The sequence below is a fragment of the Glaciihabitans arcticus genome (assembly GCF_004310685.1).
GTDB classification, from domain to species: Bacteria; Actinomycetota; Actinomycetes; order Actinomycetales; family Microbacteriaceae; genus Conyzicola; species Conyzicola arctica.
Window position 1 is genome coordinate 1199409 of sequence record NZ_SISG01000001.1, and the last position, 18362, is coordinate 1217770.

General features: G+C 66.9%; 21 protein-coding genes. 4 read left to right on the forward strand and 17 right to left on the reverse strand.

Translation table 11 applies throughout. The annotated features are described in order from the left end of the window. Positions 1-21: 21 nt before the first annotated feature. From EYE40_RS05730 to dusB, 3 genes are read right to left on the reverse strand one after another with little or no spacing between them, the layout of a single operon-like run. The gene (locus EYE40_RS05730) at positions 22-639 is read right to left on the reverse strand and encodes a hypothetical protein (RefSeq protein WP_154071848.1); all 618 of its coding nucleotides are present in this window, start codon (positions 637-639) and stop codon (positions 22-24) included. Further along, entirely contained in the window at positions 636-1901 is a 1266-nt protein-coding gene (locus EYE40_RS05735; protein WP_130981049.1) for a deoxyguanosinetriphosphate triphosphohydrolase, read from the reverse strand. Before EYE40_RS05735 ends, EYE40_RS05730 begins: the two co-directional genes overlap by 4 nt. Beyond that, complete coding sequence (gene dusB, locus EYE40_RS05740) at positions 1891-3066, reverse strand: tRNA dihydrouridine synthase DusB (protein WP_130981050.1); 1176 nt, start codon at positions 3064-3066, stop codon at positions 1891-1893. Before dusB ends, EYE40_RS05735 begins: the two co-directional genes overlap by 11 nt. Positions 3067-3098: 32 nt before the next feature. Between dusB and EYE40_RS05745 the strand changes: the two genes are divergently transcribed. Both EYE40_RS05745 and EYE40_RS05750 read left to right on the forward strand, forming a co-directional pair. Beyond that, positions 3099-3617, forward strand: coding sequence for a hypothetical protein (locus EYE40_RS05745; RefSeq protein WP_130981051.1), 519 nt, complete (start codon positions 3099-3101; stop codon positions 3615-3617). Beyond that, positions 3614-4093 carry an aminoacyl-tRNA deacylase gene (locus EYE40_RS05750; RefSeq protein ID WP_130981052.1) on the forward strand — a complete coding sequence of 160 codons (480 nt, stop codon included), beginning with the start codon at positions 3614-3616 and terminating at the stop codon, positions 4091-4093. The genes EYE40_RS05745 and EYE40_RS05750 overlap by 4 nt, the downstream gene beginning before the upstream one ends. 113 nt (positions 4094-4206) lie before the next feature. Here EYE40_RS05750 and EYE40_RS15720 read toward each other — a convergent pair whose 3' ends face one another. The 10 genes from EYE40_RS15720 to recO all read right to left on the reverse strand — a co-directional run bounded on the left by EYE40_RS15720 (position 4207) and on the right by recO (position 12578). Beyond that, on the reverse strand, positions 4207-4341 hold the full coding sequence (locus EYE40_RS15720; RefSeq protein ID WP_275669396.1) for a hypothetical protein: 135 nt from the start codon (positions 4339-4341) through the stop codon (positions 4207-4209). Then, the gene (locus tag EYE40_RS05755) at positions 4341-4991 is read right to left on the reverse strand and encodes a DsbA family oxidoreductase (RefSeq protein WP_130981053.1); all 651 of its coding nucleotides are present in this window, start codon (positions 4989-4991) and stop codon (positions 4341-4343) included. The genes EYE40_RS15720 and EYE40_RS05755 overlap by 1 nt, the downstream gene beginning before the upstream one ends. A 54-nt stretch (positions 4992-5045) precedes the next feature. Beyond that, positions 5046-6002 carry a glycyl-tRNA synthetase gene (locus tag EYE40_RS05760; RefSeq protein WP_193554485.1) on the reverse strand — a complete coding sequence of 319 codons (957 nt, stop codon included), beginning with the start codon at positions 6000-6002 and terminating at the stop codon, positions 5046-5048. Between the two features lie 222 nt (positions 6003-6224). Next, positions 6225-7610, reverse strand: a complete 1386-nt coding sequence (locus EYE40_RS05765; protein WP_130981054.1) for a glycine--tRNA ligase — start codon at positions 7608-7610, stop codon at positions 6225-6227. Between the two features lie 67 nt (positions 7611-7677). After that, complete coding sequence (locus EYE40_RS05770) at positions 7678-8727, reverse strand: aminotransferase class V-fold PLP-dependent enzyme (RefSeq protein ID WP_130981055.1); 1050 nt, start codon at positions 8725-8727, stop codon at positions 7678-7680. A 154-nt stretch (positions 8728-8881) separates the two neighbouring features. Beyond that, positions 8882-9565, reverse strand: a complete 684-nt coding sequence (locus tag EYE40_RS05775; RefSeq protein WP_240034727.1) for a hypothetical protein — start codon at positions 9563-9565, stop codon at positions 8882-8884. A 112-nt stretch (positions 9566-9677) separates the two neighbouring features. Further along, entirely contained in the window at positions 9678-10727 is a 1050-nt protein-coding gene (locus EYE40_RS05780) for a Gfo/Idh/MocA family protein (protein WP_130981057.1), read from the reverse strand. Between the two features lie 137 nt (positions 10728-10864). Further along, positions 10865-11077 carry a hypothetical protein gene (locus tag EYE40_RS05785; protein WP_130981058.1) on the reverse strand — a complete coding sequence of 71 codons (213 nt, stop codon included), beginning with the start codon at positions 11075-11077 and terminating at the stop codon, positions 10865-10867. Further along, positions 11074-11853 carry an isoprenyl transferase gene (locus EYE40_RS05790; protein ID WP_130981059.1) on the reverse strand — a complete coding sequence of 260 codons (780 nt, stop codon included), beginning with the start codon at positions 11851-11853 and terminating at the stop codon, positions 11074-11076. The genes EYE40_RS05785 and EYE40_RS05790 overlap by 4 nt, the downstream gene beginning before the upstream one ends. Then, the gene (gene recO, locus EYE40_RS05795) at positions 11850-12578 is read right to left on the reverse strand and encodes a DNA repair protein RecO (protein WP_130981060.1); all 729 of its coding nucleotides are present in this window, start codon (positions 12576-12578) and stop codon (positions 11850-11852) included. Before recO ends, EYE40_RS05790 begins: the two co-directional genes overlap by 4 nt. A gap of 35 nt (positions 12579-12613) precedes the next feature. Between recO and EYE40_RS15550 the strand changes: the two genes are divergently transcribed. Further along, positions 12614-12931, forward strand: coding sequence for an SDR family oxidoreductase (locus EYE40_RS15550; protein WP_204742217.1), 318 nt, complete (start codon positions 12614-12616; stop codon positions 12929-12931). Here the strand turns inward: EYE40_RS15550 and EYE40_RS15555 are convergent. Next, positions 12928-13095 carry a hypothetical protein gene (locus EYE40_RS15555; RefSeq protein ID WP_204742218.1) on the reverse strand — a complete coding sequence of 56 codons (168 nt, stop codon included), beginning with the start codon at positions 13093-13095 and terminating at the stop codon, positions 12928-12930. The two genes, EYE40_RS15550 and EYE40_RS15555, sit on opposite strands and share 4 nt — an antisense overlap. A 256-nt stretch (positions 13096-13351) precedes the next feature. On the opposite strand from EYE40_RS15555, the gene EYE40_RS05805 reads away from it, so the two are divergent. Continuing rightward, positions 13352-14017 carry a trimeric intracellular cation channel family protein gene (locus EYE40_RS05805; RefSeq protein WP_130981061.1) on the forward strand — a complete coding sequence of 222 codons (666 nt, stop codon included), beginning with the start codon at positions 13352-13354 and terminating at the stop codon, positions 14015-14017. 180 nt (positions 14018-14197) lie between these two features. Here the strand turns inward: EYE40_RS05805 and leuA are convergent, their stop codons facing one another. From leuA to EYE40_RS05820, 3 genes are all read right to left on the reverse strand, one after another. After that, positions 14198-15964 (reverse strand): 2-isopropylmalate synthase, encoded by a 1767-nt coding sequence (gene leuA, locus EYE40_RS05810; protein WP_130981062.1) that lies wholly within the window; start codon positions 15962-15964, stop codon positions 14198-14200. A gap of 229 nt (positions 15965-16193) precedes the next feature. Continuing rightward, positions 16194-17594, reverse strand: a complete 1401-nt coding sequence (locus EYE40_RS05815; RefSeq protein WP_130981063.1) for an ABC transporter permease — start codon at positions 17592-17594, stop codon at positions 16194-16196. Beyond that, complete coding sequence (locus EYE40_RS05820; protein ID WP_130981064.1) at positions 17591-18352, reverse strand: ABC transporter ATP-binding protein; 762 nt, start codon at positions 18350-18352, stop codon at positions 17591-17593. The genes EYE40_RS05815 and EYE40_RS05820 overlap by 4 nt, the downstream gene beginning before the upstream one ends. Between the last annotated feature and the right edge of the window lie 10 nt (positions 18353-18362).

Below are 18362 nucleotides of genomic sequence, written 5' to 3' on the forward strand. Positions count from 1 at the left end.
GGCTGTGTCCACCGCGCCGACTCAGTCGTAGAGCACCTCGTCGGGCGGGTACTCGGGGCACACCGAGATGAGGCGATCGAGCTCGGCCTGGCCGATCACCTCGAGCGGCAGATCGCCGTAGGGGTTCCACGACGGCACGCCCTCCCAGCCGGCCAGGAACGCCTCGCGGGTGGGTGCGGGCGTCACGGTCTGGCCCTGAGCGGTGAGGCACGGCACGAGCGTGTCGACGAAGTAGTCGTAGACGATGCCGATCGCCTCCTCGTCGAGCGGACGGAAGTACTTCGGGTCGATCGGGAACGTCGCCGAGCACACGTATTGCGCGAGGTCGTAGTCCTCTTCGCCGCTGCTCGCACTCTCCACCTGGCCGCCCGTGGTGGCCTTCGTGTCGGTGAATCCGGCGTCGACGAGGCAGCCGGCGATCGTCTTCGGCCACTCCCCCGGGCTGATCAGCCGCTCGGCCTCCACCTCGGGGCGCTCGACATCCGGATACGAGTCGGAGAAGGTCACCCAGGACTGCTCCACGACCCACGCGACCGTGTACTCCTGCGGGGGTTCTGCGGTCGCCGTCGGCTCGGGTTCGGGTGCCGCCGTGCACCCGGTCAGGAGCAGGGCCGCGACGAGCAGCAGTGCCCTCTTCACGGTCGGCTCACGAGTCGCGAATGCCATGCGATGGCGGACTGGTCGGTGAGGGAGGCAACCTGATCCACCACGACGCGCTTGTGCGCAGCGTCATCCCGGGCATCTCGCAAGTCGGCGGCGAAGCCGGCGTCGAGATCGCGCCCCTCGGTTCGCAGCAGCGCGTCGGCCAGCTCGGTGATGATCTCGCGCTGGTGCAGATAAATCGGCTTGCGGGAGTTCGTCTTCATCACGTTCGCCGCCACGATGCCCTTGAGTACCGCGATCTCGGCCTGCGTCTCGCGCGGGACGACGACGTTCGCACCGAAGCGGATGAGGCTGCCCCGAGGATGCGCCGCACGCGTCGCGTGCACGGCCTCATGCGCGAATCGTCCGATCAGCTGGCTCGTGAGGTTCTTGAGGCGGGCCAGGTCGATGCGGCTGCCGTCCCACGACTCGATCCACGAGTCGAGGTTGTCGAGGCGGTCGAAGGCGGCGATGAGCTCGTCGTGGGTGAGCTCCCCACCGATCCACTCGAACATCGAGTCGACCAGCTCGTCGTGATCGACTCGTGCGCTCAGGGCCGGCACGTCGAGGTAGCCGCTCACGATCGCGTCCTCGAAGTCGTGTACCGAGTAGGCGATGTCGTCGGAAAGGTCCATGACCTGCGCCTCGATGCACTTCTGGCGGTCGGGCGCGCCCGCTCGCAGCCACTCGAACACCGGGAGATCGTCGGCGTAGAAGCCGAACTTGCTGCGTCCACTCGGGTCGGGGATGCCCTGCTGCTCGGGCCAGGGGTACTTGCAGCTCGCGTCGAGGCTCGCTCGTGTGAGATTCAGCCCGTAGGTGCGACCGTCCGGCCCGAAGACCTTCGGCTCGATGCGCGTCAGCAGGCGCAGCGTCTGCGCGTTTCCCTCGAAACCGCCGATATCGAGGGACCACTCGCTGAGCGCGCGCTCGCCGTTGTGTCCGAACGGTGGATGACCCAGATCGTGCGCGAGGCACGCCGTGTCGACGACGTCGGGATCCAGCCCGAGGCTTGCCGCGAGCTCACGCCCGACCTGCGCGACCTCGAGGGAGTGCGTGAGCCGATTGCGCGCGAAGTCGAGACCTGCGGTCGGGCTCAGCACCTGTGTCTTCGCGGCGAGACGACGCAGGGCGCTCGAGTGCAGCAGGCGGCCGCGGTCGCGCGCGAAATCGCTGCGGCGGGTGGAATGCTCCTCGGGATACCAGCGCTCGATGTCGGCCTCGGTGTAGCCGCTCGGGTACGTGCCACTATCCACCACTGTGGTGCTCCTCGGCCGCCGTCAGGTCGGCGCGGTCCGTCTCCTGCAGCTCGCGGCTGTCGAGCCAGCCGTAGGGAAGAGTCGGCTTCTTGGGGCTACCGGCGCGGCCGCGCGGGCCCTCGGCCTCCTGGCCGGGGTAGGGCACGTCGGGGTCGAGGGTGCCGAGCAGGTCATCCAATTCCTGCAGGCTCGACGACATGGCGAGCGCTGCGCGGGTCTCGCCGCCGATCGGGTAGCCCTTGAAGTACCAGGCGACGTGCTTGCGGATGTCGCGGCACGCCTTGTCCTCCTCGTCGAAGAATTCCGTGAGGAGTTGCGCGTGACGCCGGAAGGCGACGGCGACCTCGCCGAGGCTGGGCATGGCTTTGAGCTTTTCGCCCTTGAACGCGGCGGCCAGGTCACCGAACAGCCACGGGCGACCCAGGCAGCCGCGACCGACGACGACACCGTCTGCGCCCGTCTCGGCGACCATGCGGATCGCGTCCTCGGCGCTCCAGATGTCACCGTTGCCGAGGATCGGGGTGTCGGTGATGGTCTCCTTGAGCTTTGCGATCGCCGACCAGTCCGCGGTGCCCGAGTAGAACTCTGCGGCAGTGCGCGCGTGCAGGGCGATGCTCGCGACGCCGGCACCCTGGGCGGCCTTCGCGGCCTCCAGGTAGGTGAGGTGATCCTCGTCGATCCCCTTGCGCATCTTGATGGTCAGCGGAATGTCGCCGGCAGCGGCGACAGCGGCCTCGACGATGTCCCGGAACAGGTCGCGCTTCCACGGGAGGGCGGCACCGCCGCCACGCCTCGTGACCTTGGCGACGGGGCATCCGAAATTCAAATCGATGTGGTCGGCGCGGTCCTCAGCGACCAGCATGGTGACCGCCTCGCGCACCGTCTTCGGGTCGACCCCGTAGAGCTGGATGCTGCGGGTCGTCTCCGACTCGTGGTGGCGGATGAGGCGCATGCTCTCGGGCGTGCGCTCGACCAGGGCGCGGCTCGTGATCATCTCGGACACGTAGAGCCCGGCGCCGTACTCGCGGCACAGGCGGCGGAAGGCGGTGTTCGTGATGCCGGCCATCGGGGCGAGCACAACCGGAACGTCCAGCTCGATCGGGCCGATGTACAGCTTGTTGGGGTCGCTCGTGGTCTCGGCCTCGGGAGCGGTGAGAATGGACATCTCGTCAATTGTCCCAGAAAGTCGGTGAGAGCATGCTCGATGCGCTGTCGTTCGTCGATGTTGCGCACCGCGACGTCTACGGGGTGGACGTCGACGGGGTGTCACGCCAGCTCGCCGTCAACGGAATGCTGCTCTCTCCTGCCGGCGATGGCGACCACAGCAGTGTGCTCCACAGTGAGGTCAGCGCGGGCGAACAGGTCTCGTATCTCCGGCAACTGCTCGGCGAGAGGGTGTCCCACGAACTCGACGACGGCCGCATCCCGCTTGGATACTGCCCGTTGTGCATGGGCAACGACGGGTGGATCTTCGCCGCGACCCTCATCCTCGGTGTCGACACCGTGCACTGGAGCCGAATCGGGTTCGACACGGAGAACGGCTTCCCAGTGTCGAGGACGGGGCCGTGGTGGCGGCGCAGGGAGGTTCCGGTTCCCGACGACTGGAACTGGTGGATAGTCGATCCGGTGAATCCGGAATTGTCGTACAGCTTTGATCGTTCTGCATATATCGACGTGATCCGCACCGAGATCAAGAGGCTGGAGAGCACCCCATGACCAACGGACGCTCCCGCGTGACCGAGGATGCCGCCGCTCGCGGCCTGGCCATCGAATTCGTGGAGCGCACCGCCGCCCGCTCGCTCGAGGAGGCCGCCTCCATTCTCGGGATCTCCCCCGGCGACATCGTGAAGTCGCTCGTCGTGAAGCGCAGCGACGACACGTTCCTGTTCGCGCTCGTACCCGGGGACCGCCAGATCGCCTGGGCGAAGCTCCGGGCCGTCGTCGGCGTCAACAAGCTGCAGCTGCCGTCCGCAGATGTGGCACTCGCTAACACGGGCTACGAGCGCGGCACCATCACGCCGCTCGGCTCGACGACCGCGTGGCCGGTCTTCGCCGACTCACGCATCGTCGGACAGCGCGTGTCCCTCGGCGCGGGCGAGCACGGCCTCAGTGTGTTCGTGGATGCCGATGCCCTCATCGCCGCCTACGACGCCACCGTGGCCGACATCACCGAGGAGCTGGTCCCGCGCTGACCCTCCGGCCGTGGCAGTTCTGGAAATTCAGGACTTTGGTCGCTGAAGTGTCGCGCAAGGGGTCTACAGCGCCTGAACGCGCGGAACTCCTGAATTTTCGAAACTGCTGGAGGCTAGACCAGGTCCTCATCCAAGCGACGGTTGACGACGGCCTGCTCGTGGTGCTCCGGGATCTCGCAGAAATCACCCTCGCACGCGGCGGCATCCGGCGAACCGATGATCAGGAGTGGCTTCGTTGCTGCATCCATTAGCTTGCATCTCTCTCGCTGGCGACCTGTGCCAGTACGTTAGCGAACGCTGACGCCTCCTGCGCGCCGGACACCCCGTACTTGCCGTCGATCACGAAGAACGGCACGCCCTGGATGCCGTACTCCTGCGCCAGCGCGACATCCTCTTTCACATCTTTCAGGAAGCGGTGCGACTCGAGCGCCTCGGTCACTTCGGCCTCGTCGTACCCCAGCTCGACGGCGATCGCCACCAGGTTCGGGATGCGTCCGACGTGCTCGCCGTTGATGAAGTACGCCTTGAGCAGGCGCTCCTTCATCTCGAGCTGGCGTCCCTTGGACTTCGCGAAGTGGATGAGTTCGTGACTGATGACCGTGTTCGTCTGGTGCACGTGGTCGTAGTCGTAGTCGAGGCCGACATCCTTCGCGATACCGGTGACGCGCTCGAGCATCTGCTCGACCTGCTCGACGGGCATGCCCTTGCGCTCGCTCAGGTACTCGACGGGGGTTCCTTCGTACTCGACCGGGGTGTCGGGGCTCAACTCGAATGAGTGGTACTCGACCTCGACCTCGCCGCCGAATTCGACAACTCCAGCCTCGAACTTGCGCTTTCCGATGTAGCACCAGGGGCACTGAACGTCGGACCAGATGTCAACTTTGATGGGAGTACTCACGCTGGGTTCAACGCACGCGGGCGGCGCCTATTCCCGGCGGGGTCCAGTGGAAATTCAGGACTCTTGTCGGACGGGCGGTCCGGTCGCTCGTAAACGCGGGACTCGTCGCCGCCGGGGTGTGCCAAAGCCCTGAATTTCCGAAGTCGGAGCGAACCCTCGGGCGGCCAGAGCAACGGCGACGGCGCGCTGCAGCCCGTCCCAGCGGCGGAACACCACGGCCGCGCTCGGCCGCATCGCGTGCAGCCCGGCCCGGTTCACCACGTCGTCCTTCCTGCGATCACGCTCGAAGTAGGGCTCGTGGAACTCGCGTCCGTCCACATCGACCCCGACCTGTCCGTCGACGACGAGGTCTTCCCGCTCTCCGGTCTCCTCCAGCCAGACCTGGGTTTCGACGTTATGCCCGGCAATCCTGAGCCGCGTGCGCGCAAGACTCTCGGGAAGTGACTCGCACGTCACATCGACCCAGTCCCTGATGTGCCTCAACTCCCGCGGCACGGTCAACAGCAGAAGCTCGAGGTCGAAGTCGTCCATCAGCCCGACATGAAGCGCCCAGTCGAGTGCCGCGATCGCCTGCTCGAATGACTCATCGAGGATGACACGGCGCAGCGCATCCCTTAGCGCGACACTCGAGAAATCCCCGCGATCGCCCAGTTCGGGCGGGTCCCAGTGCAACTCGACGTCCCCGCGGCGTCGCAATGGAACGAATCGGTTGACCGGCGATCGTTGCCGGGCTGCGTTGACCGGCACGGAGACGTGGAGCACCGTGTGTTCGACGACCCAGCCGCCGAGCGCCTCGATCGCGGATATCCCGGTGAGTCGTCCACCGACACGCACGGCTCGGACGCGGAGGTCATCCTCCGGAAGGGTCGAGTACCAGCCCTGCCGGGCGCGGATGACCGAACCCGAGCGGAACGCGCGTGTCAGGTCCAGGTCGCGCGCTCCCCGCGCGACGAGATGCTGCTTCTGGGCTATGCCTCCCAGGGAGTGGACGATCCGGGCGATGGTGACCATCGCCCAATGCTGGCCGCCGCCGGCCGGTCGTGGAGGGCCAAGCCTTCCATAGGTGGACTATCCCCTCGACAAACACACCCTGAGGGAGAGGAGGGAATGGAAATTCAGGGTTCCTGCACCCGCAGAAAGAGCCCGCCCCGAAAGAACAGGGGCGGGCTCAACTCACGCGACGAGAGTCCTGAATTTCCAGAACACCACGCGGGCAGGGTGCTGCGGGCGGGGTCAGGCGCCCAGGAGCTGCTCGGCGAGGTAGCTGCGGAGACGGTCGAGGGAGATGCGCTCCTGCGCCATGGTGTCGCGCTCCCGCACGGTCACGGCGTTGTCCTCGAGGGTGTCGAAGTCGATCGTGACCGCGAACGGTGTTCCGATCTCGTCCTGGCGGCGGTAGCGCTTGCCGATCGCACCAGCGTCGTCGAAGTCGACGTTCCAGTACTTGCGCAGGTCCGCGGCGATCGACTTGGCGAGCGGCGACAGCTGCTCGTTGCGCGACAGGGGGAGGATCGCGACCTTGACCGGCGAGAGGCGCCGGTCGAGGCGCAGCACGGTGCGCTTGTCGACCCCGCCCTTGGCATTGGGGGCTTCATCCTCGGCGTACGCGTCGAGCATAAAGGCCATGAGCGCGCGGGTGAGGCCGAACGCGGGCTCGATGACATAGGGCGTCCAGCGCTCGTCCTTCGACTGGTCGAAGTAGGAGAGGTCGGTGCCCGATGCCTCGGAGTGCGTACGAAGGTCGAAGTCGGTGCGGTTCGCGACACCCATAAGCTCGCCCCACTCGCTTCCCGCGAAGCGGAAGCGGTACTCGAGGTCGACGGTGCGCTTCGAGTAGTGCGAGAGCTTCTCCTGCGGGTGCTCGTAGATGCGGATGTTCTCGGGGTTGATGCCGAGATCCGTGTACCAGCGCAGGGACTCGTCGATCCAGTACTGGTGCCACTCTTCGTCCGTACCGGGCTCGACGAAGAATTCCATCTCCATCTGCTCGAACTCGCGGGTGCGGAAGATGAAGTTTCCGGGCGTGATCTCGTTGCGGAACGACTTGCCGATCTGGCCGATTCCGAACGGCGGCTTGAGGCGCGACGTCGTCAGCACGTTGGCGAAGTTCACGAAGATGCCCTGCGCGGTCTCGGGGCGCAGGTAGTGCATGCCTTCCTCGTTGTCGACGGGTCCGAGGAAGGTTTTGAGCAGGCCGGAGAAGTTCTGCGGCTCGGTCCACGATCCGGGCTGGCCGGTGTCGGGGTCCTTAATGTCGGCGAGTCCGTTGACCGGCGGGTGGCCGTGCTTCTCCTCGTAGGCCTCGAGCAGGTGGTCGGCGCGGTAGCGCTTGTGGGTGTGCAGCGATTCGACGAGCGGGTCGGAGAACACCTCGACGTGACCGGACGCCTCCCAGACCTTTCGGGGCAGGATGACGGAGCTGTCGAGACCGACGACATCGTCGCGACCCTGCACGATGGTCTGCCACCACTGCTTCTTGATGTTCTCTTTGAGCGCGGTTCCGAGCGGTCCGTAGTCCCACGCCGAACGCGAACCACCGTAGATCTCTCCCGCCTGGAACACGAACCCACGGCGCTTGGCGAGGTTGATAACGGCATCGAGATTGCTGGGATTTGCCACGTGTGAACTCCTGTTTTCAGCCGAACTGGGTGTCCGGTCGATCAAAGCTCCAGCCTAGCGGGACGCGCTACCGACCCAGTGCGGCGACGACGGCCGCGACATCCTCTTCGGTATTGAAGATGTGGAACGAGGCCCGCAACCGGCCCGCTCGACCCGAGGCGCGGATGCCCGCGTCGATGAGTTTTCCGAGATCGGTGCGATCGGGGTCCGCCCAGGTCACGATCGCCTGGTGCTGTCGCGGGATGCCCAGCTCATCACACAGCATGTCGCCCAGTCCCGTGGTGTACTTCCACACTTCGGTGATGTCGAGATCCGCGAACATGCGGATGGCGGGCTCGGCCCCGACCCAGGCCGGCCATGCCGGGGAGACGTCGAAGCGGCGCGCGTTCGGCGCAAGATCCATGGTCGGGCCGTAGCAGGACTGCCAAACGTCGTCTCCCGCGTACCAGCCAGCGTTGAGCGGGGTGAGCAGAGGGTCGAATCGCGTCGAGAGCGTCATGAAGGCAACGCCGCGCGGGCAGCCGAGCCACTTGTAGGTGTGGCAGGCGGTGACGTCGAAGAGCGAGGCGTCGACGGGGTGGACGCCGGCCGCCTGGGTGACGTCGCAGAAGGTGTACGCGTTGTGCTTCTCGGCGGCCGCAAGGATCGCGGGCACATCGGCGACGACCCCGCTCGAACTCTGGATGAGCGAGAACACCACGAGCCAGGTGTCGTCGGTGATCGCTGCGGCGAATCCGTCGAGTGGAGCCGTGCGAACGGAGATCCCCGCGCGCTGCAGGAACGGGAACATGATCGACGAGAAGTCCCCGTCGACGCACAGCACCTCGGCACCCACCGGAACCCCGGCCGCCACGAGCGAGGCGATCACGGAGGTCTGCGCGCCGGTCGCGACACGGTCGGGGGTGACACCCACGAGCCGGGCGTAGTGGCCGCGGGTGCTCTCCACAACGGCGTCGTAATCCTGCGGGTCGCGCTCGGCGGCCGCCCAGAGGTCGAGGTCACGCTTCTGCGCGGTGATGGTCTCGGTGATCGGGATGCCGATCGAGGCGACGGCGAGGAATCCGGCCCCGCTCTCGTAGTTCGACTGGGCGCGGCGCAGGGATGGGGAGAGCTTCATTGATCAATTCTCCCGCGAAAGCCCGCGCTGGGTCTCGGGGGGTGGACGCATGTTCCTTGCGATTCCCCTCGGGTACGCGCGGTTTTGTTGCGAAATGGTGCGCCGGGCAGACGGATGCCCCCGCTCGGCGCGAGCGGGGGCATCCGGAAATCGACTACTTGATCTTGGTGTCTGCCTTGATCTCCTGCTTGGCGTCGTGATCGAGGTCGCCGTTGTCGAGCGACGGGATGAGCGCGACGGTGAAGGTGATCGGCGAACCGGCCTGGTAGAGGAAGTTCTGGCCGTAGGAGAACGAGGTGCCGGGAGCGAACGGGAACGGAGCCTCACCCTTGTTGGGAGCGATCGCGCTCGAGTTGACCTTCATGGCCTCGAAGGCAGCGGAATCCACAACGCTGTCCATGCCCTGCAGGTAGGGCCAGTCGGCGTACCGCGCCGAGACGTCGACGATGCTGTAGGTGAGCGGGATCTCGGCGTCGCTCGTGTTGGTCACGACATAGTTGACGTAGACGATCTCCGCGCCGACGGCGATGATCGGCTTGTTATCGTCGGGGTTGACGAATTGCCCCGTCTTCGAGGCCTCTTCGGTGCCGACCTGGTAGATGTCGACCTGGAAGTTGGTGCCCTTGACGGTGGTCAGCAGCTCACCGGGGTTGGTGACGGGCTTGGCCCACTCGGCTGCGGTGAAGTCGCCGTTGGCCTCGGGGGCTTCTTCTTCCTCTTCCTCGGCCGGTGCTTCTGCAGAGGTGTTGGGCTTCGGGTCGGCTGCGGGCGAGCAAGCGACGAGGCCGGTCGCCAGAAGCGCAGCGAGGACGAGGGGTGCGGCTATGCGCGAAATCATCAAGAGGGAACACCAATTCACTGGAGGAGCAACCCGCCATCGGGCCTGCTCAGAAGGCAGGGAGGACAGGGCAGTATTCCCCCCAATAGGGGACAGTCTAGTTGAGAAAGACTTACTCCTGTGACGCGGCGCTCAGCGCGTGGGCGCGCTCGATGATTCGGAGCACTTCGAGCGCGTCGCGGGGATCGACCGGCGCCGGAGCCCCGGTGCGGATCGCGGCGGCGACTTCCTCGTAGAACGCGGGATAGTCGCCTTTCTCGGTCTGCCGCTTGGTTGTGGCGCCCTCGATGCCAAGGTCGCCCCACTCCGCTTCCGGCGTGATGCCGTAGCCCTCGGAACCCGGCCAGCGGGCCTCCCGCAGCGCCGCCTCCTGGTTGTCGAGGCCGTACACGCGGTAGGCGCCCTCACTGCCCAGCACCCGGAAGCGCGGCCCGCCCTGAGCGGCGGCCCGGCTCATGGTCAGGTGCGAGCGAACGCCGCTCGTGTGCAGCAGCGACAGAAACGCGTCGTCGTCGCTCACGCTGCCCTCGCGCACGATCGACAGCTCGGCCTGCTCGACGGTCGCCGCACCGAACAGTTGCAGCGCCTGGTCGATGAGGTGGCTGCCGAGGTCGAAGGTGATGCCGGCGCCCTCGGCAGCTGTCGTGGTGTCCTGCCAGCGATCGACCAGCGGACGCCCCCAGCGCTCGAACGTCGACTCGAATCGGTGCACGGTGCCGAGGGTGCCCTCGTTGATGAGTTTCTTCAGCGTCAGAAAGTCGCCGTCCCAGCGACGGTTCTGGAACACGGTCAGCACACGGCCGACCTCCTCCGCCTTCTCGATCAGCTTCTTAGCCTCGAGAAGGCTCGGCGCGAAAGGCTTGTCGATGACGACATTGGCCCCGGCCTCGAGAGCGGCCAGGCCCTGCTCGAGGTGCGCGTGCGCCGGCGAAGCCAGAATGACCAGGTCGAGCTCTCCGGCGCGGGCGAGCAGTGCATCGGCGGATGCCACGATCTCGACTCCGGGATGCTGCTTCGTTGCCTCTGCCGCACGTTCCGGGTCGCTCGTCGAGACGAGCTCCAGCGAGAAGGCGGGATTCGTGGCGATGAACGGGGCGTGGAACACGCGTCCCGAGAGTCCGAAGCCGATGATTCCTGTGCGGATGGGGGTCGTGGAGGACATCAGAACAGCGTAGCGTCAGCCCCTACCGCGTGGAGGTTTCGGAAATTCAGGGCTTTGGTCGCGCGGCGGCGCGACTCACCCGGAATACCCGGGCGGGTCAGGGCACGCGGTGCAGGACCCCTGAATTTCCAGAACTGCTAGTCGCGGAGCTCCCACGGCTTCTCGGCCGGCAGGAAGTCGTCGGGCTCGAACTCCTCGCGCTGCGTGCTCTCGAAGATGGGCTTCTCGATGACGACCCCGAACATCTCGATCTGGCCGAGGTTGCTGAGCGCCGACGCAGTGGTGTTCTGTACCTCAGCGTCGCGACCGTAGAACAGGTCGCGAAAGCGGCTCATCAGCGGGCGGGTCATGGCGTCGGCGCATCCACGGCGCCGCCGAAGCGCCGGTTGCGGGTCGCGTACACGCCCACGGCCTCCCACAGCTGTTCGCGGGTGAAGTCGGGCCAGAGCGTGTCAAGGAACACCATCTCGGCATACGCGCTCTGCCAGGGCATGAAGTTGCTCATCCGCTGCTCCCCCGACGATCGCAGGAACAGGTCGACATCCGGCAGGTCGGGCGTATACAGGTGCCGTTGGATCGACTTCTCCGTGATCGTCTCCCCCGCAGCCAATGCGGCGCGCACGGCGTCGACGATCTCCTGCCGTCCGCCGTAATTGACGCACATCGTGAGGGTCAACACCGAATTGTGGGCGGTCAGCTGCTCGGCGAACTGCAGTTCCTTGATCACGGATGTCCACAGTCGCGGCTTCCTGCCTGCCCACCGAACGCGAACTCCCCAGTCGTTGAGCTGGTCGCGGCGGCGGTGCAGCACGTCCCGGTTGAACCCCATGAGGAACTTGACTTCCTCGGGGGATCGCTTCCAGTTCTCCGTGGAGAACGCGTACACGCTGAGATGCTTGACGCCGACCTGAATGGCGCCGGCGACGACATCGAGCAGCGACGCCTCCCCCGCCTTGTGGCCTTCGATACGTGTGAGGCCGCGCCCGTTGGCCCAGCGTCCGTTGCCGTCCATGACGATGGCCACGTGCTCGGGAACCGCACCGCGGGCGAAGGACGGCGGGTAGACACCGGTCCAGTCGAGGGGCTTGAAGTCGACGGCGTCCTTGTGGGTCTTACGCACGCTCACGCGGAGCGCTCCACGTGCTGCAGGGAGCGCAGCGTGCGCTCGAGGTGGAACTGCGTGTACGCCGCGACGACACCGCTGGCCTGGCTGCGATGGCGTTCCTCGGACGCCTCGACGGCATCCCACTCACCGGTGAGCAGCGAGCCGAGCAGGCTGAGTGTCGCGAGCTCGAGTCGGGGCGACCCGGGGGGAGCCACGGCATCCGCCACCACGCCCCCGAGTTGCGGCACGAAGACCGTGTGGGGGCCGGGGGCCCCGGTGACAGCACAGTCGATGAAGCTGGGTGCCCATCCCGCAATCGACAGCGCGCGAAGCAGGTAGGAGTCGAGTGTCACGCTCGAGTCGTGCTCGCCGCGGGCCAGTGAACGCAGGGCACCGACCAGCAGGAGGTACTGCTGCAGGGACCCGTCGTCGTCGGTGATCTTGTCGGCCGTCTCGAGCATGACACTCGCGGCCGTGTACTTGCCGTAGTCGCTCGTGATCTCGGATCCGTAGGAGCCCAACGACTCGGCCTGGGTCACGATGTCGAGGCTGCGGCCCTCGTAGAGCTGCACGTCGGCCACCATGAACGGCTCCAGCCGCGCGCCGAACTTCGACCCGGTGCGCCGCACACCCTTCGCGACGGCCCGGATCTTGCCGTGACTGCGCGAGAGCATCGTGACTATGCGGTCGGCCTCACCCAGCTTGTGGGTGCGCAGCACAACTGCTTCGTCACGATAGAGGGGCATTGTTCCATTATCCGCTCTGCCACGACAATGGAGCTGTGACGACAGGCGCGATTCTGGTTACCGGGGGCACCGGCACGCTCGGGCGTGACCTCGTGCCCATGCTGCGAGACAGAGGGGCGGATGTCACGGTCCTGAGTCGCCGCGCTGCACCCGGCGTCCGCGTGGCCGACCTCGCGAGCGGCGCGGGCCTCGCGGACGCTCTCGACGGGATCAGCACCGTGGTTCACCTCGCGGCCGGCAAGCGCCAGGCGGAGGAAGCGCAACGGCTCGTGTCCGCGTGCGAGGCGGCGGGCATCCAGCACCTGGTCTTCATCTCGATCGTCGGGATCGACGCGATCCCCTACCCGTACTAGGTGGCGAAGCTCGCGGCCGAGCAGATCGTCGAGGCGAGTACCGTACCGACGACGATCTTCCGCACGACGCAGTTCCACCAGTTCGTCGTCGGGGTGTTCTTCGCGCCGCAGCGCCGGCTGCCAGTCGTGTTCGCGCCGTCGCTGTCCATCCAGCCGATCGACACCCGGGTCGTCGCGAGTGTGCTGGCTGATGCCGCGCTCGGCGCACCGCAGGGCCGCCTGCCGGATCTCGGCGGCCGGAGGTGCTCACCGGGCGCGAACTCGCGACCCTGTACGCACCGGGCAAGCGGGTGCTCGGGTTCTCACTGTTCGGGAAGATCTGGCAGGCATTCCGCGCCGGGCACCACCTGGCGCCGTCCTCCCGGGCGGCCGGACGGACATTCGCCGACTTCCTCGCCGAGGAGCCGCCAGAATAGGGAGGTGACTCCCACCCTGTTCGTGATCCCGCTCTGGGCCGACCTCCTCGCCGTCGGCATCGGCGCGCTGCAGGGGGCGCTGTTCGCGGCGCAGTTCCGTGACCGCCGACTCGACCTGCTCGGTGTAGCGATCATCGGCATCGCGACCGGCTTCGGCGGCGGCCTGCTGCGTGACATCCTGCTCGGCGAGCTGCCCGCCGCCCTGCAGAGCAACTGGTACCTGCCCGTCGCCACCCTTGCCGCCCTGCTCGGGATGCTCCTGCAGCGCGTCCTGACCCGACTGTCGGCGCTGATCACCGTGCTGGACGCGTTGACCATCGGACTGTTCGGGGCCATCGGAACAACGAAAGCCCTCGCGATGGGCGTTCCGCCCGTGCCCGCCGTGTTCGTGGGAGCACTCTCCGCCGTCGGCGGCTCGATCCTGCGCGACCTGCTGCTGACCCTCCCGATCGCGATCATGCAGGTCGGGTCGCTCTATGCGATCGCCGCCCTCGCCGGGGCGGGAACCCTGGTCGGACTCGCGGCGCTCGGCGTGAACGTGCTCGTCGCCGCCGTCGTGTGTGTGGTGGTGACGTTCGGCGTGCGGGTGCTTGCGGTGCTGTTCAAGTGGAGCCTGCCGGAGCAGCGGCACATCCAGCGCATACCGACGCTGCGGCGCCGCGCCCGCTGAGCTGCGCGCCTCCCCCTAGGGTCCGTGAGATCTGGAAATTCAGGGCTTTGGTCAGCGCCTATCTCCAAAGCTCCCGCCTCAGCGGCTTGCGCGACCAAATCCCTGAATTTCCGCAACAACCGCGCCCACGGGGACGCGCAACGCCCCCACCCGGGCGGGCGGGGGCGTTGTACGTGAGACTCAGACCGAGGCGAGCTCGCGGTCGTCGGACGTGGAGCGCACCGCGCGGTTGACCGCCGAGACGACGGCCTTGAGCGATGCCGTCGAGATGTCGGCGTCGATGCCGACGCCCCAGAGTCGGGTTCCGTTGACGTTGAGCTCGACGTAGGCCGCTGCGAGGGCGTCGCCACCGGCGCTGAGCGCGTGCTCCACATAGTCGTACAGCTTCACGTCGATGCCCTGCTCGGCCATGATGTTGAGGAATGCGGCGATGGGACCGTTGCCGGTCGCCTCCGCGGAGGTGTGCTCCTCCCCGACTCGAAGGTCGATCTGCAGCGCCACCTCGCCGGCCAGGTCGCTCGCCGTGCGGGTGCGGGTGAGCTCGAAGCGGCCCCACTTGTCCTCGGGGCGGTCGGACGGTGCGGGCAGGTACTCGTCCTGGAAGATGTCCCAGATCGCGGCGCTCGTCACCTCGCCACCCTCGGCATCGGTCTTGGCCTGCACAACACCGCTGAACTCGATCTGCAGTTTGCGCGGCAGGTCCAGGGCGTGGTCGGTCTTGAGCAGGTACGCGACGCCGCCCTTGCCCGACTGCGAATTGACCCGGATGACGGCCTCGTAGCTTCGTCCGAGGTCCTTCGGGTCGACCGGCAGGTAGGGCACGCCCCACTCGAGGTCGTCGACGGTCACGCCCTTGGCTGCGGCTTCGGCCTCCATGGCCTCGAAGCCCTTCTTGATGGCGTCCTGGTGGGATCCGCTGAACGCGGTGTAGACGAGGTCGCCGGCCCACGGGCTGCGCTCCGGAACCTTCAGCTGGTTGCAGTACTCCGCGGTGCGCTTGATCTCGTCGAGGTCGCTGAAGTCGATCTGCGGGTCGATGCCCTGCGTGAACAGGTTGATACCGAGGGCGACGAGGTCGACATTGCCGGTGCGCTCCCCGTTGCCGAAGAGGCAGCCCTCGATGCGGTCCGCGCCGGCCATGTAACCGAGCTCGGCGGCGGCGATCGCCGTGCCGCGGTCGTTGTGCGGGTGCAGCGAGAGGATGATGCTGTCGCGGCGGGCGAAGTTGCGCGACATCCATTCGATGGAGTCCGCGTAGACGTTGGGTGTCGCCATCTCCACGGTCGCGGGCAGGTTGATAATGACCGGGCGCTCGGGGGTGCCGTCGAGCGCGTCGACCACACGGTTGCAGATGTCGACGGCGAAGTCGAGCTCCGTTCCCGTGTAGCTCTCGGGCGAATACTCGTAGTGCACGTCGACCTCGGGAACAGTGGCCTCGGCGACCTTGCACAGCCGTGCGCCCTCGAGCGCGATATCGATGATCCCCTGCTTGTCGGTGCGGAAGACGACATCCCGCTGCAGGATGCTGGTCGAGTTGTAGAGGTGCACGATCGCACGCTTGGCGCCGGCGATGGACTCGTAGGTGCGGTTGATGAGCGTCTCGCGGGCCTGGGTGAGCACCTGGATGGTGACGTCATCCGGGATGAGGTTCTCCTCGATCAGGCTGCGCACGAAGTCGAAGTCGGTCTGGCTCGCGGACGGGAAGCCGACCTCGATCTCCTTGTAGCCCATCTTCACGAGCAGGTCGAACATGATGCGCTTGCGCTCGGGGCTCATCGGGTCGATGAGGGCCTGGTTGCCGTCGCGCAGGTCGACCGCACACCAGCGGGGCGCCTCGGTGATGCGCTTCGACGGCCAGGTGCGGTCGGGCAACTCGACGGACAGCTGCTCGTGGTACGGACGGTACTTATGGATCGGCATTGCAGAAGCCGACTGGGTGTTCTTCATGGTCTCGTTCTCTCGCTTCGTGTTCGTGGGTCAAGCCATCAGCGAACTCCGCGACGAGTGAGGCCTGGGGTTAGGACTCGTCGCGGCAGCTAAGAAGGAGCAGACCGAACATGCCCTCAGGCTAGCACCGGTGTCGGAAATTCAGGAATACGGTCGTACCCCGGGCCGAAACCCGGGGTACAGCGGCGTCTCGTGACAAGACCCCTGAATTTCCGTAACACAGCGCGCTCTACTGCACCGCCAGGGCGGCGACCGGCGCGATGCGGGTCGCGCGGCGGGACGGGCCGACGGAAGCGCTCACCGTGAGTATGCCCGCGAGCACAACGACCCCGGCGAGGAACACGAGCGGGATGCCGGGCACCACGATGCCGGGCGACCCGTTGATGCTGCCGAGCAGGGACTGCGCCCCGGCCCACCCGTAGAACGTACCGAGTACAAGCCCGACGAGCACTGACGCGAGCGTGAGCTGCGCGCTCTCCGCGAGGATCATCGACCGCACCTGCCGGGCGGTGAAGCCGAGCGCGCGCAGCAGCCCCAGCTCGCGGGTGCGCTGCAGCACGCTGAGCGACAGGTTGTTGACCATTCCGACGGCAGCGATCACTGCGCTGAACCCCACGAGCACCGAGAAGATGATCACGGTCAGCAGCAGGCTCTCGTCGATCCCCGCGTAGTACGTGGGGTTGTTGGCCTGCGCCGCGTAGAGCATGTTCTGGTAGCTCTGCAGCGCGACGGCGAACATGGTGACGAGGGTGACGCCGATGACGAGCCCGATGGTGGTGCGCGAGGAGCGCTCGGGGTACCGCACCGCGTTCTCGGCCGCGAGCCTGGATGAGGCGCTCGATCCCAGCAGGCGTCCGACGAGGCGCAGGGCGGGCGGCATCACGAGGTGCGCCCCCGTGACGAGTCCGGTGAATGAGAGCAGCCCGCCGACGATCCCGATGAGCACGGCCAGAGGCGTGACCAGACCGAGGAGCATCGAGAGAACGAGGATGGCGATGCCGGTTCCGAACAGGGCCACAGCCGCAGCCGAGCGCCCCTTCGACGCGGAAGCCTCTTCGCGACTCTGCTCGGTGGATGCACCGATCGCCTGCATGGGCGAGACGACGAGCACCCGGCGGGAGCCGACCCACGACGCGGCCCACGTTGTGAGCACCACTGTCACAACCGGGAGCAGCAGGGACCAGTCGAAGTAGCGGAAGTCCAGCTCGGGGATCACGCTCAGGAACTTGCCGCCCGTGACCGTCGCGATGGTCACGACGCTGCCGACCACCGCGCCGATGACGGATCCGATGGCACCCACGAGCAGTCCCTCGCGAGCGACCGCGGCCCGCTGGGCACGGGCGCTCGACCCGATCAGGCGCATGAGCGCGATGGTGCGGGTGCGCCCGGCGATGATGGTCGAGAAGGTGTTTGAGGTGACGACGGCGCCGGTATAGACGGCGATCGCGATGAAGACCCAGGCCACGAAGCCGAGGAGGTAGGCGACGGTGTCGCTGGATCCGGTGACATCGTCGGCCATGATGAGCTGGCTGAGTACCCCGAAGAACTGCAGCACGGCGACCCCGAAGGCGCTGCTGAGGGTCGCGACGAGGATGCTGGGCGCGTGCTCGCGCAGGCTAAAGCCGTTCATGCGCGCTGCTCCATCCCGAGCATGTAGCTGCTGATGTCCTCGGCGCTCGAGCGGGCGCGGTCATCGACGACGCGACCGTCGGCGAGGAAGAGGATGCGGTCCGCGTAGGACGCGGCGATGGGGTCGTGCGTCACCATCGCGATGCTCTGGCCGTACTCTTTGCTCGCCGTTGCGAGCAGCGTGAGCACCTCGCGGCTGGTGCGGGAGTCGAGGTTGCCGGTGGGCTCGTCGGCGAAGACGAGGTCGGGGCGGGTGGCGAGGGCACGGGCGATCGCGACACGCTGCTGCTGTCCGCCGGAGAGTTCGTGCGGGCGGTGACCGAGCCTGTCGCGCAGGCCGAGGGAGGTGATGAGCTGGTCGATCCAGCTGCGCTCCTGCGTGGAGGGCTTGCGACCGTCGAGTTCGAACGGCAGCAGGATGTTGCCCTCGATGTCGAGCGTGGGAACGAGGTTGAACGACTGGAAGACGAAGCCGATGCGACGACGACGCAGAATGGTGAGGGCGCTGTCGTCGAGCGAGGTGATGTCGGTGTCGCCGAGGTAGACGCGACCGGAGCTGGCCGAATCGAGGCCGGCCATAATGTGCATCAGCGTGGACTTGCCCGAACCGGACGGCCCCATGATGGCGGTGAACTCGCCGCGGCGGATACCGAGGGACACTTCGCTGAGGGCCGACACGGTGTTGCCGGCGGTGCCGTAGGACTTGCTGAGGGACTCGACGCGGGCGACGAGGCCGGGGTCGGTTGAGGTGTTTTCCATGACTCCAACG